This is a genomic window from Coleofasciculus sp. G2-EDA-02 (genome assembly GCF_040226375.1).
Lineage (GTDB): Bacteria > Cyanobacteriota > Cyanobacteriia > Cyanobacteriales > Coleofasciculaceae > Coleofasciculus.
This window is the reverse complement of record NZ_JAVKEW010000019.1, coordinates 34,856-48,155: the sequence shown is the minus strand read 5'-3', so window position 1 is coordinate 48,155 and position 13,300 is coordinate 34,856. Positions and strand designations below refer to the sequence as shown.

General features: G+C 47.1%; 9 protein-coding genes. 2 read left to right on the top strand and 7 right to left on the bottom strand.

Annotated elements, in window-relative coordinates; translation table 11 throughout:
* Positions 1–111 precede the first annotated feature (111 nt).
* Complete coding sequence (locus tag RLO19_RS01620) at positions 112–921, top strand: class I SAM-dependent methyltransferase (protein WP_446353232.1); 810 nt, start codon at positions 112–114, stop codon at positions 919–921.
* Between the two features lie 374 nt (positions 922–1,295).
* Here the strand turns inward: RLO19_RS01620 and RLO19_RS01615 are convergent, their stop codons facing one another.
* The 5 genes from RLO19_RS01615 to gorA all read right to left on the bottom strand — a co-directional run bounded on the left by RLO19_RS01615 (position 1,296) and on the right by gorA (position 9,230).
* A complete protein-coding gene (locus tag RLO19_RS01615; protein WP_446353230.1) occupies positions 1,296–4,430 on the bottom strand; it encodes an MFS transporter in 3,135 nt (1,044 codons plus the stop codon).
* A gap of 206 nt (positions 4,431–4,636) precedes the next feature.
* Entirely contained in the window at positions 4,637–5,209 is a 573-nt protein-coding gene (locus RLO19_RS01610; protein ID WP_446353229.1) for a Uma2 family endonuclease, read from the bottom strand.
* Between the two features lie 85 nt (positions 5,210–5,294).
* Complete coding sequence (locus RLO19_RS01605; RefSeq protein WP_446353227.1) at positions 5,295–5,516, bottom strand: LapA family protein; 222 nt, start codon at positions 5,514–5,516, stop codon at positions 5,295–5,297.
* Positions 5,517–6,271: 755 nt separating this feature from the next.
* A complete protein-coding gene (locus RLO19_RS01600) occupies positions 6,272–7,711 on the bottom strand; it encodes a phosphoglucomutase/phosphomannomutase family protein (protein ID WP_446353225.1) in 1,440 nt (479 codons plus the stop codon).
* A gap of 172 nt (positions 7,712–7,883) precedes the next feature.
* Positions 7,884–9,230, bottom strand: coding sequence for a glutathione-disulfide reductase (gene gorA, locus RLO19_RS01595; RefSeq protein ID WP_446353223.1), 1,347 nt, complete (start codon positions 9,228–9,230; stop codon positions 7,884–7,886).
* 310 nt (positions 9,231–9,540) lie between these two features.
* Between gorA and RLO19_RS01590 the strand changes: the two genes are divergently transcribed.
* Complete coding sequence (locus tag RLO19_RS01590; protein ID WP_446353221.1) at positions 9,541–10,251, top strand: lysophospholipid acyltransferase family protein; 711 nt, start codon at positions 9,541–9,543, stop codon at positions 10,249–10,251.
* A gap of 161 nt (positions 10,252–10,412) precedes the next feature.
* On the opposite strand, the gene RLO19_RS01585 is transcribed toward RLO19_RS01590, so the two are convergent.
* The gene (locus RLO19_RS01585) at positions 10,413–11,690 is read right to left on the bottom strand and encodes a S41 family peptidase (protein WP_446353219.1); all 1,278 of its coding nucleotides are present in this window, start codon (positions 11,688–11,690) and stop codon (positions 10,413–10,415) included.
* Between the two features lie 620 nt (positions 11,691–12,310).
* Positions 12,311–13,204 carry a D-alanyl-D-alanine carboxypeptidase gene (locus tag RLO19_RS01580; protein WP_446353217.1) on the bottom strand — a complete coding sequence of 298 codons (894 nt, stop codon included), beginning with the start codon at positions 13,202–13,204 and terminating at the stop codon, positions 12,311–12,313.
* Positions 13,205–13,300 lie beyond the last annotated feature (96 nt).

Sequence of the window (13,300 nt, the reverse complement as noted above, 5' to 3'; positions counted from 1 at the left end):
GGAAGTCAGAAAGGGGGGAGCGATCGCACCCCTGATGCCCTGTGCTGAAACTGTGAATTTCAAGCACTTGCAGTGAAGCGGGCAAGGCACTGTAAATAGAGTGGCTTAAAAATGGCAAATTCTCAAGAAGTAACGGTTAGTTATACAGCCAGGGCAATGGCAGCAGTTCGGGCTTGTGAATCAAAGCGGGATGATGCTTTGTTTGTTGATCCATTTGCCCAAAAGTTAGCCGGAGATGAGGTAGTTGAAAAGGCAATCACCTTAACTGAGAGTTATGAGAAACAAGGGCGACCTTATAGTCAAGTAAGAACTCGGTTTTTAGATGATTTTTTATTAAATAATCTGGGGAATAGTCTTCAGGTAGTGTTATTGGGGGCTGGTCTAGATACAAGGGCTTATCGGTTGAACTTGCCGGATAATCTGCGTTTTTATGAGGTAGATCAAGAGGATGTGATTGTTTATAAGAATCAGATTTTGGCGAATGAACAGCCGAGGTGCGATCGCCGTTCGATTGTTGCGGATTTAGGCGCATCAGAATGGGTTAATTTATTATTGGCTGCCGGATTTAAGCCAGAGGAACCGACAATCTGGATTTTAGAGGGTTTTATTTATTATTTAACGGAAGAACAAGCAATATCTTTGATGGCAAAGATTGATGAGTTATCGGCGAAAGAAAGTCGCCTAGGGTGTGATCTGATTAATAATGTGGTGTGTAATGGATCAGATGATTGGGCGAGTATGTGGCAATTTGGTTGTGGTGTGCCAGAGGATTTTTTTGCCCGGTGTGGTTGGCAAACTAAGACAGTAGTACAACCGAGTGATCCGGAAGCTTGTTTTGGTCGATTTACGTTCCAGTTTCCCCCCAGAGAAGATCAAGATGGGATTCATATTTTCTTTGCCGCAGCGGTTGAGTTGGGTTAGTAATGATTGAACTTTGGAGCTGTTCTGTAAACCGGCCTAGAGGTTTGCGCTTCGCGCACGCTGCGCGAACGGAACTATTGTCTTGTGGGATAGAACCGGGGCTACCAAAAGCCCCATCTGGAGCAAGCGAGCCTTTGGGCGCGGCTAATCAGGTGGGGTAGTTTACAAAATGATTCAGTGAACGAGGCAGGAGATGGGAGGCGAAAGGGGAAAGGATATCCCTTTTGCCTCCCCTGGAGCCTCTGTTGATAGGTGAAGTTGTCGAACTGTAGCAGTAGACACATCGATTGGGACTTTCCGAAATGTTGTAGAGACGTTCCGCCGGAGGGGTCTGTACCATGAGATGCGTCCTGACCGCTGTGGCGATTGCTGTATTAACCAAATATCGCTGAACCGCCTGCAGCTAACACACCAGCGAGAGCCGCAACCCCGACGGAAGTAAGCGCCGTACCAAATAACCACCGAGCCGCTGTTGCTGCAGCTTTTCGGGTTTCTTTCACTTGTTGGTTAGCCTTGTGTTTGAGTTGTTTAACCCGTTTTTGAGCTTCCTCTTGGAGGCGTTCAGCGCGGCTGGGTACCCGATCGCGCGCCCCTTCAATTTGCTCAATCAGCCGGTTGGCATCGGCTTGGGAGAGGTCATCGCGGGAACTCAACGGAGCCACCAGAGTGTCTCGGTCAAACTGACTTAATCGTGAGCGGAGCGCATCGAACCCGGCTTCTGGATCATCAAACAATTTACGCATGTCTCGCTTGGTCCCCTCGTAGTTGGGTTCGGGAAGCTCCAGGGAGTTGAGGTAATTCCGAATCCGGGCAAAAATGCTGTCAATTGTCGATTGCAGTTTGTGCTGAACCGCTTGTGCTTGTTCAACAAACTGATTGCGGACCGAATCAATATTATCCGCAATCCGGTTCACATCCTCGGCGGAAATATCCTCTCGTTGCGACAGCGGCGCCGCAAGGGTTGAGCGATCGAAATGGGAGAGCCTATCGCTCACACTCTTCCAGCCTTCTGATGGATCATTAAACAACTGTTTTAGCTCGCGCTTGATGGCTTCAGGATTAAGTTCTTCCTTATCCGTATTCCGCAGATACTCTTCAAAATTGGATTGTACATCCTGTACCTTATCTTTCCCACGACTTGCCAAGCGTCGCGGTGCTTTCACCAGGCTTTGAATCCCATCTTGTACTTGGTCAATAATCCGATTAACGTCCTCCTCACTTAAATCTTCCCGTTGACTGAGGAGTTTGACCAAGGTTTCTCGATCAACCTGAGAGAGACGTTCGCGCATAGATAAAGCGCCCTGTTTCGGGTCATCCAGGATTTTCCCTAAATCCTGCTTAATCCCTTCCGGGTCAAGTTCCTCCAGATTCGTGTTCCGCAGATACTCAGCAATCTTATTTTTGATTTGCTCGTACTGCTCCTTCGCACTACCCGCTAATTCTCGCGGTGCATTTAGGATAGTATTCCGTACATTGAGGAACTGGTCAATGACCTGATTAATCTCCTCTTGGCTGAGATCTTCGCGCTGATTGAGCAATTGCACCAGGGTATCCCGGTCAAATTGAGATAACCGTTGTCGGAGTGCGGATAGTCCCGCCTGTGGGTCATCCAACAGAGTTTGCAACTCTTGCTCAATCGCGTCGGGATTCAGTTCTTCCTTGTTGGTATTGCGTAGATACTCTTCTACCTTACCGCGCAGCTCATCGGCTTTAGATTTCCCTTGGTCTTGCAGTTCCTGAGCTTGTGACAAGACGCGATCGCGCGTACTCTCAAGTTGACCAACCCGTTGCTCGACTTCCTCTTGACTAAAGTCGTCCCGTTGAGAGAGCAGTTGCACTAAAGTATCGCGGTCAAACTGAGATAACCGTTGCCGTACTGCGTCAATACCCCCCTGTGGGTCATCCAGAAGTGCTTGGAAATCCTGCTCAATCCCTTCAGGATTCAGTTCTTCTTTGTTGGTATTGCGTAGATAATTTTCCACCCGAGTGCGGATGTCTTGGGAGTATTCTTCAGACTCAGCACCTTGAACGCTTTCCAGAACCTCCTGGCGGATACCTTCCAACTGATCGGCAATATCCGCTATTTTCTCAGATGTGAAATTATCCCGTGATTCCAGCAGGTTCACAAAATCATCTCGATTCAGTTGCTCTAATTGCTGCCGAACTGCCTTGGGAGCTGCTTCTGGGTCATAGATAACCTCTTTAAATTCCTGCTTAATCGTCTCTCGGTTCAAGTGCCAAGGTTTGGAATCGAGCAGGTAGTTTTCTACATCTGCCTTAATCGTATTAAAAGGTTGTCCCGGTAATCGCTCGGCAACTTTAGAGGAAAGATTTTTAGCTTGCTCTGTCGCTTTCTCTTTCAACTGTTGCAACTGATCCGAAATTTTTTCCACATCTATGTCAGACAAATCCGTCCGCGACAGGACTCTACTCATGAGAGCGCTGACACCCAGTTGCAAAGCTTGCTCAGAGAAGCCACCATTGCCATTACCGCCATTGGATTTACCCGCTCCCACTCCCACGAGTTGTCCGAGCTTATCGCCAAGCTGACCTGAGGTTAGCTCTTCTGGACTGGCTTCCTGAAGGAAGTTGAGCAGTTTTGCCTGTGGATCAGTTTGTTGTTGTTTACCCAATACTTGCTGCCAAGCGGCTTCTAGTTGGTCTGCAATCCCATTAATGTCTTGTTTGGATAAGTCTGTACGACTGCTGACTAAATCGACAAACGTCTGACGGTTCACGTTTTCCAGAATATCACTCTCAGCGATAGATCTTAACTCCGAACCGCTGAGCAAATTTTCCAAATCATTGCGAATTTGTTTGAGATTGAGCTTGGGTATTGCCAGATCTGCCACATAGTCTTGTACTGTCTCCTGGACACGGGTAGGGTCAACCGCCGAACTCAATTCGCGGCGAACAGCAGCTACAGATTCCTCAACTGTATTGACAATCTGAGCGTTTGCTGCACTTCCACCCAGAGCTGTAGTGGCTATAGTCATGACTCCTTGCCAGCCTGAACCCGCTGTATTGGCAACGGAACCCACAACAGAACCCATTGCCGTAGAACTAACCCACAGTAGCAGCAAGAAGTATGCGGACCAGATCACAACGCCTGTAATGGCTCCCAGAGTCAGGCTGTTAATTAGGGTCAGTTTCACCGCCAGAAAACAGGCGATGAATAAGGCAATGTTAACGGTGACTAAAGCCCATACCCCTACCTTAGATTCAACTTTGCTAATCTTGCTGCCCCAAGTTTCAGACTCATCTGCATCTGGTAGATTATCCCCGGCTGAAATGCCTGCGGCAAGGGTAAAATTGGTTAACAAAAATTGAAAGGCAAACGCCATGAGGACTCCAGCAATCAAGGCGATAAAAAACTGCGGTCCGGAAAAGACCAAAGCCGCAGGTTCTGGAGCATGAGTGACTGGAGACAGGGTTGGAGCTGCTGGAACTTTAGCCAGCCACGGAGGTGTGTGGTACAACCCCACCATCATTCCCACGCTTTGAAACATCGTTTTTTCCTCTTGAAAGTTTTAGAAGGCGCTCTTATTTGCGTTATCTGCCAATGCGCCTATCTCTATGGTTATCCCTGGCGTACTTAAGTAACTCCTTCTGAAGTCTGAAAGTTAGGGGTTTATTTCCACAGAGGTTTTCCAGAGCCCGACCAAAAGTAAGAACCTACCTGCCCTTGTGCTCTAAACTTTGAGCGTTAAACCCACTAAAGTCCCATAACATCTTCATACAAAGCTTCGATAGGACAGTGAAAATCAACACTAGCGAAGTGAATTTCTTCCCCTTGGCTATAGGGATGGAGCACCCAAAGTCCTTCGGAATTACGACAAAAACACTCGACACTCATACGTTCTTGATTGATCAGGACATATTCTGCTAGAGTGTCTATGGTTCTGTAGTCGGCAAATTTATCCCCTCTATCAAAGGCGGCGGTTTTGGGAGATAAGACTTCAACAACTAAACAGGGATAGCGAATAAAGTCTTCATCGGAGGAAGAATTATCGCGTTCATCACAAGTTACAGTGACATCGGGATAGTAATAAATATTAGCCGCTTCAATTTGGACTTTCATATCTGCCATGTAAGGGATACAACCACTCCCCCTTAGATGGCTTCTTAGCCGGGTGGCTAAGTTAAGAGCAATAGTCACATGGGCTTTACTTGCACCTGCCATGGCATAGACTTCCCCACGAATATATTCGTGCTTAATGGGGGAGATTCTCTCTCCTTCTAAATAGTCTTCTGGAGAAATATAGGCGTAGTTTGGGCTAACTGTCATGTGAGGCACACTCCCTGAAGTCGTGTTCTTATTGTCGGTGCGATCGTTGGGGTACAATCAATATATCAAGTGGGTGTTAACGCCTCTATCTTCTGCCTTGAATCTGCCATACCCACGGAATAATTGCCCCAGCAATCACTCCTATGCCTACACTAAACGCCAAGACAATTCCCACAGGGAGTTTAATGGACTCAATATTGAGGAATCTTAGGGATACAAGTGTGGCATTTTGTACGGATAGGATAGCAATTGCCGCAATCCACGCGGCGACAATTACAGATGTAAGCAGATTAGTTAAGGCTTTCATCTCAAGCTCAACTCTTCAGGGCAGTGGATGCAGTATAGTGTATTTGATCCCAGTTTGACGATACTCCGTAGGGTGGCGATCGCACCTGAGCGAAGTGGCACTGTTTGAGCTCACCTCCACCCTTGATATATCGTAGGGTGGGCATTGCCCACCAGCATACCAGTCAGTACCATTCCACCTGAGCGAAGTGGTTAAGCTAAACCCGGATAGCATTCGGTTTGACCGCCTCCGTGGTGTTCTCAATGCAAGGTTAAGCGCATCGGTGGTGAACCCCTTCGGGATGATTGAATTTTTTGGGCTTAAATCCGAGAAGGGGTAGGTGTTTTTTAAGGCTGTAGTAAATTTTCGGCTGTATCCCTTATTGGTTCTGGGTTTGAGGACACCATCCCGAAAATGAGAATCTCGGAAATCTTGAAACGCTTGCTAGTAGAGGGTTTTGGAGTTTTTCTTGAAGATGTCTCTTGTCTGTCGAAGTCTGAAATGGTATATTAGATGCAGTCTCTCGGAACTGAACATTGAAAGCTAAATACATCAAGCATTTCAGAGGTCGGCGGTCAAAATCCTCTATAATCCCTATCAGGGATTGAAACTCAGTTTTGGCAGGAATAGCCTAAAAGTATATATAGTCGAAATCCTCTATAATTCAGTCCGCGCAGGCGGACTTTGTTTGTGTAGCAGCGATTTCAATCGCCCCCTCTTGCTGTGTAGAGACGTTGCATGCAACGTCTCTACAATCCTGATTCAGCAAGCCCTAGTTATACCGTCGCAGGTTCCATCTGCTGAATCATCTGCTTCATCGCCTCAGCAATTTGGCTTTGCTTTTCGGGAGAATCTGTTTCCATATACACCCGCATCAGGGGTTCTGTACCTGATGGACGCAGTAGCACCCAACTTCCTTCTGATAAATAGAGTTTAATCCCATCTTTGCGCCCAACTTCTTTAACCTTAATCCCAGCCACATCTTGGGGGGGATTTTTGGTGCAAGTCTCTAAAACAGCAGCTTTGTGATCCTCGTTTAAATGCAAGTCCAGGCGCTGGTTGTAAACCGGACCATCAGCTTCTTGAATCGCTTCTTCGACTAACTGACTTAAGGGTTTGCCTTCGTAAGCAATAGCTTCAGCCACCAGCATATTGGCTAAAATACCATCTTTTTCGGGAATATGCCCAATAATGCTCAATCCCCCGGATTCTTCACCCCCAATCAGCACCTCAGTTTCCCGCATTTTCTGACCGATATATTTGAAGCCGACGGCTGTCTCGTAAGTTTCTAGACCATTTTTCAGGGCAAAGTTATCCAACAGGTGAGTTGTGGCAACAGTACGGACGATCGCACCTTTTTTACCTTTATTCTTAATCAAGTGACGTGCCAGTAACAACAGCACCGTATTGGGCGTTAGCACAGTCCCCTGTTCATCCACGATACCAAAGCGATCGCTATCTCCATCGGTAGCTAGACCTAAATCTGCCTTATCTCGCGTCACAGCTTCTCTTAACCCCACCAGATACTCCCCTTTGGGTTCAGGCATTCCGCCCCCAAATAAGACATCGCGGGTAGTGTTAAATGCCTCAGTCTGACAGCCGCAATGCTCTAAGACATCATCCAGATAACCGCGAGAGGTAGAATAGAGGGCATCATATTTTACATTAAGTTGCGCCCGCCGAATCCGTTCTACATCTAGCAGCGTGTAAATAAAGTCCAAGTAATCCGGTTTCGGGTCAAAGGTAGAAATCTTATCACCATGCTTACCCGTAGGTGGCGCATCATCTGCTCCAGCAATATTGGAAACAATCGTATCCGTGATTTCCGGGGTAGCAGGACCTGCGTAATCCGGGATATATTTAATCCCGCAATAGGCAGCGGGGTTATGGGAGGCAGTAAACATCAGCGCTCCGGCTGAGTTAAGTTGACGCGCTTGATAGGCAATCACGGGTGTGGGACAATCCCGGTTGACAATTTTCACCGTCCAACCCAAGTCTGCCAACACCTCAGCAGCCATGCGGGCAAACTCATCAGCGAGGAATCGGGTATCATAAGCGACTAAAACGGGGCGGTCTTTGCCGTAGGCTGTATCTAAATAACTTGCGATCGCGCGAGTTACCTTACAGACATTGGCAAAGGTAAAATCATCAGCGATGATTCCCCGCCAGCCATCTGTGCCGAATTTTATTTTATTAGCGCTATTTGCTGCACTCATTTGGGCTACTTTGTTCTTGATTTTACTCAATTATAGGGGGATGAGTATTATCATTTGTCATTCGTCATTCCTCATTCGTCATACTTGCAAAGCCAGAAGCAAGCTACATCATTTGTCCGACTGTACCAATGTGTACTTGAACACCATTTTGCGAATTGAATTGGCTTCCCCATTACTCCAGCGTGAGAACCTCTTCTGCGATAGTCGGATGGATACAAATCGTCCCATTTAGCTCTTGCTTGGTGACGCCCTGACGAATCGCCACGGCGAGAGTTTGAATAATATCCGCCGCATGTTCACCCACCATCTGAGCGCCCACGATGCGCTGATTTTCTCCCTCAACGATTAATTTAATCATCGTTTTTTCCTCCTGTTCACTCAGGCTGTAAAGCATGGGTTTAAACTCAGTGTGGTAGCAGCGCACAGATTCACCAAATTTCTCCCGCGCCTTGCTTTGAGTCATTCCCACAGTCGCCGCTTCTGGGCGGGTAAAAACCGCAGAGGGAACATAGTCATAATTGACAAACTGAGGTTGGTTCCCAATCGCCGTATCCACAACGGCTTGACCTTCAGCGATGGCGACGGGGGTTAAGGGGATACGATTGGTGCAATCGCCAATGGCAAAAATAGTATCCTGACTCGTGCGGCTGTACTCATCAACCTCAATGACACCTTTTTCAGTGACGTTAACCTCAGTATTTTCCAAACCCAAGTCTTTAGTATTGGGGGCGCGACTGGTGGCAATTAAGACGGTATCAGCATTTAGGGTTTCCTGATAGTCCCCGGATAAGCTGAGTTGGATTCCATCGGTTCCTTGGGTAATTTCTTTAGCAGTCGTTTGAGTCAAAATCCGAATTCCCCGTTGACTTAAGCTCTTTTGCACAGCCATGCGGATATCTTGATCAAACCCTGATAAGATTGACTCCTCCACATCCATCAGCGTGACATCACATCCCAAAGCATCCATCATACTGGCAAATTCCACACCAATATAGCCGCCGCCAATAATTGCCAGTCGTTTGGGCAACTCTTGCAGGTGAAACATTTCGCGGGAGGTAATCCCATGCTCTTTACCAGGGATGTTTGGCACGATGGGATGTCCGCCCACTGCAATAATAATTTTATTGGCGGTAATTTGGCGATCGTTTACGGTTATCCTATGAGCATCCACAAATGTGGCTTGACCGCGAATTAGGTCTATTCCCGCCTTCTCCAGGGTTTGCAGATAAGATTGATTCAGTTTATCGATATGGTAGTGGACTTTGCTGAGAAATTGTGACCAATTGATCTGCCGTTGACATTCACTCCAACCATAGCTAATTGCCAGTTTATCTTGTAAAGCAAAATCAGCCGCATAGACCATTAATTTTTTAGGAATGCAGCCACGATTGACACAAGTACCACCGATGGATTCTTTTTCAACCAAAGCAACGCTGATGCCGTAAGCAGCGGCTCGTTTCGCCGCCGCCAGACCGCCAGACCCTGCACCAATGACTAAGAGTTCGTAATTATAAGACATACTGTTGTTTAAGTATCTGTACCTGACTTGAAGGTTGCATAGTTGCAGAAAGTCTTGCACCATTCAACAGGCAGATTTTTGATCAATTACAGTCGATTGTTGGGGCGGATTTAGCCGCAAAATTAAGATAGCCACCAATAAATGAACAACAAAACCCGCCCTAGTCCAGTCTCTGCCTCCCTTGATAAGGGCTAAAGCCCTTACTACGAACTAACTTCATCAACCTTTAGGTAGAGGATAGGCTAGGTCATAACACCTAAGGTAAAGCTGTAATAAAATTTTATTGGCTTACACATCATCGATTGCCACAATGAGCCCGACTGAATCTCCCGACAAAACTCAAGAGCATTCCCCACCTACCAAGCAAGATGCAATCACCTCTCATATTTCACCGTGGTTAGTGCGCTTAGTTTATCCCCTAGGACGTTACCTGGTTTTGCCCATTTACTTTGGCAAAATTGAGGTCAAAGGACGGGAGAATTTACCCAAAGACAGTCCAGTTATCTTTGCACCCACCCATCGTTCTCGCTGGGATGCGCTGACGTTAGCCTACGCCGCAGGTCGAGATATTATCGGACGGGAGTTGCAGTTTATGGTGTCGGTTGATGAAATGAAAGGTGTGCAAGGCTGGTTTATTCGTCGTTTAGGCGGTTTTCCAGTTGATCCCAAGCGTCCGGGAGTTTCCAGTTTGCGTCATGGGATTGAGTTATTAGAACAGGGAAAAGTTTTGGTGATTTTCCCTGAAGGCGATATTTTTCGCACAGAAGAAATTCAACCCCTAGAACCGGGATTGGCTCGAATAGCGCTCCATGCAGAAAAGGAGCAACCGGGTTTAGGGGTTAAAGTTGTACCGATTCGGATTCATTACAGTCAACCTGTACCCCACTGGGGGTGCGATGTTGATATTCGTATTGGTTCGCCATTAGCGGTGGCGGATTACTGTCATAAACCGGTTAAAGGATGTGCTGAAGAAATTGGGGATGATTTGCGACAGGCGCTTGAAGATATTGGGGATTGGTGATTAGGGCTTGCTGCACAACTCCCAAACCCTTAGCTATCAGGGAAAATGTACTATGGCTTCCCCAGCTCCCCCAGCTTCCCCAGCTTCCCCAGCTTCCCCAGCTCCCCCAGCTTCCCCAGCTTCCCCAGCTCCCTCCACCAGACTTATTCAGCAGATCCTAATTAGGTAACGGCTTCCAGCGCCACCTCTAGCGCCCGTTCTTTTTGGGGATCAGCGCCTTGGGCGTATTCTGGAGAGAAGGGAACCAAGATATCCGGTGTTACGCCTTTCCCTTCGAGTCGTTCGTCTCCATTCACGTAGACATCAGCGACGGCGACGTAAAGCAAGCTACCATCTGACATGAGAAATGCACGCCCCGCCACTACAGCGCCAGGGGTTGGCGTACCGACAACGGGTCCGATATCGAATTTCTGGAAACCATAAGCCAGAATTTCTTTAGCGCTGCGGCTTCCTTCGTTGACAATCATGACGACGGGTTTATTCCAGCCGGCGTAGTGAGTATATGGCGTGCCATCCCGGGAAATAGCGGTTAAGCTGAGATTTGGAGCGGTGTAGATGTTCAGGGCGGTGAGGGGTGAACCTCCCCATCCGTCTCTTAAGTCTACGACTAGAGTGTCTGCTTGTTTGAGACGACCATAGATGAGTTGTTCCTCAAGCTTTTCTTGATAGTCATCACTGGCGTAAGACCAGATATGAATATAACCGATTTTTTTACCTTGTTGTTCAATTATCTCTGTGCTGGCGTCCATGGCGTCGAGATACATGGTGGTTGTATCCAGCAGTTTAGGGGTGACGGTGATTTTTTGCTGGCTTTTGGGATTTTGCGATCGCTGAATTAGGATTGGTACAGGAGTACCAGCTTGATCGGCAAAGGATTCAATGGGTTGGAATGGGCGATTATCTACACTCAGGATGCGATCGCCTACCTTTAATCCGGCTTTAGCGGCTGGGCTTCCTTCGAGAATGGCGCTGATAAAGGTTTGGTTGTCGATAGTTTTGGTAACGATACCAATGCCAGTATATTCTATTTTGCCATTGGGAAAGAAGGGTTTGAGTTGCTGGCGTAAGTCGCGGTTTCTGGGTGCAAAGATTCCTAAGACTTGGTAGTAGGCGGGTTGGTTGGGTATGTAGAGGTGGGTGTGAGAGGTGTTGAGTTCAGAAAGCATTTGATTGATCAGGGTGGCGGCGGCTTCCCTGGATTGGGTTGGGCGGATTTGGGGTTCATATTCGTCTTTGATGGTTTGCCAGTTGATGCCGTTAAAGTTGGGGTCATAAAAGTTATCGTTGACGGTTTGCCAGACTTGGTTAAAGAGTTCAGTTGGGGGGTTGGTTGCTGTGGAATGGAGGGGAGAATTGAAACAGTTAAGTAGGATGATACAGAGGCTGATTAGGGTAGTGATAATTAGGCGGTGATTTCGGGAAAGGGGAAATAGTTTCATAGTTGAGAGTGGGAGATATAAGGTTGGTGCTGTTTAGATTGATTATAGAATTTGCTTGCGATCGCGCTTTTTTTTAGGGTTGAGAGGTGGGAGGGTTTGCTTTTTTAACGCAGAGGAACGCAGAGGTTCGCGCAGAGGTTCGCAGAGGGGTTGGCGGTGAGGAAAGTTTCTGATATCAATGTAGGGGCGGGTTTTATGGTTATCGTCTTTTTTTTACCGGATGTTAGTAAACCCGCCCTTTTCTAAGGTGTTATTGAGCAAATGTATTAGTTGGGCGGAGGGGTTACAGTATCAGATTTGTGAGTTGTTCAGGGCTAAGATTTATCGCTGTCTTCAGTTCGCACTTTAAGTGAATTTTTTTATATCCTTACCCTCAATAATTGTTCCTTTAAGATTGGATTTTATCGCTTTTTTTCAGAATGAAACAGGCTTTTCGACTTTAATTACCGGTTCCCTTGCCATAAAATTAATGGATGAAAGATTGTGCTGTTTCTAGCCTAACTAACTTTTTCAGCAAGGAAACCCCCTTTTTGCCTTGGCGAGGAGGAAGTCGCAGCTACACAAACTTTCGTCCGCCTGCGCGGACTAAGACTATTTCGTCTGACTACTGACAGCAAAGATTACTGACAAGGTGTTAACTGAGCCAAGCGCAAGGCAATTTCATCAATCGCCCCAACTAATACCTGTCCCGATTGAGACGGTTGATTCACCATAATGCTAAACAAAATCGTCCCATAATAGGGATGTTCCAAATACCCAGACAGGCTTCTTACTCCTCGTAATGTCCCCGTTTTCGCCCGAATTCTGCCTTGAGTTTCAGGTAACTGCAAGCGATTTCTCAGGGTTCCATTCACACCGGCAACGGGTAAGGAACGATAAAATAAATCATTTCCCTTGGCATACATCATCGCTTTTAATGTCGCGATTAATGCTTGCGGTGTGGCTACATTCTGCCGGGATAAACCTGAGCCATCAACTTGACGAAAACTATTCGGGTCAACACCTAAGGGTGCTAAAATCTGCTTCACGGCAGAAGGTCCACCAATGTAACGCAGTAGGCTATCCGCATAGCTGTTACTGCTTCTCTGGTTGGTGACTGTCACCCATTCATCTAACGATTTCGATTGAATTAAGGCTTGCGAATCTAGCCTTTGTAAAGCGGCGGCTGTGGTAAAGAGTTTGTTATTGGATGCGGGGATAAGAAATTGATTGGCGTTGTGGCTGTAGGAAATCCCAGGATTCGATACCGATTCCACGATAATTCCCCATTTACCCCCCGCTAAATTAGGGCGATTAATGATTGAGTCGATATAAAATCCCAAAAAATCGGGGCAAACGCCACTTGTTCGACGTTCTGGAGGCGGAACAAAGATTTCAATCGAGTCGGCGCTTTTGGTTAAATTAGCCGCCGTTGTCGCCCTCGCGATGCTGGGAGTCATGACATTACCCATCGCCATCACACCGATGGTGAGCATGGCTAGGGATTGCTTCTGCCAAGGATTCATTTGTTTCATCGTCTGCAAGCCTTTACAATCTGGGCATCGTGAGAGAGCATGAGCAAAGCGCGATCGCTAATTGAGCAAGATAACATGATGCGGGTTATGGCGGCG